This is a genomic window from Streptomyces sp. WM6386 (genome assembly GCF_000972385.1).
Taxonomy (GTDB): domain Bacteria; phylum Actinomycetota; class Actinomycetes; order Streptomycetales; family Streptomycetaceae; genus Streptomyces.
The window spans coordinates 1-302 of the sequence record NZ_JXTE01000826.1; the positions used below are offsets into that span (position 1 = coordinate 1).

The 302-nt window shown below is 69.9% G+C and carries 1 pseudogene; it reads left to right on the forward strand.

Going from position 1 to position 302, the window contains the following annotated elements:
• Positions 1-302 (forward strand): annotated as a pseudogene (locus TN53_RS43830) (hypothetical protein); the annotation flags it as partial.

Consider the following 302-nt stretch of genomic DNA (forward strand, 5'->3'; position numbering starts at 1 on the left):
CTCCCGACAGCACGGTCACCGAGGAGGCGATGCGGTCGTGCCGGCTGACCGCGCACATATCCACCAAGCTGAACCGGTCACACACCGTCTGCGGAGCCACCGCTCTGATCCTGCCGACCCTCGGCCGCACCGAACGGGACGTCCAGGCCTCGGGCGAACAGTTCGTCACGGTGGAAAACTCCATGAGCGAGGTGCACACCTCCCAGGGGCGCCTCGGACCGGCTTCCCCGCTGCTGCTCAGCGAGGTCGCGATCCTCTCCCGGCTCGCCCGCCGCACCCTCGACGGCCGCACGGACATCCCC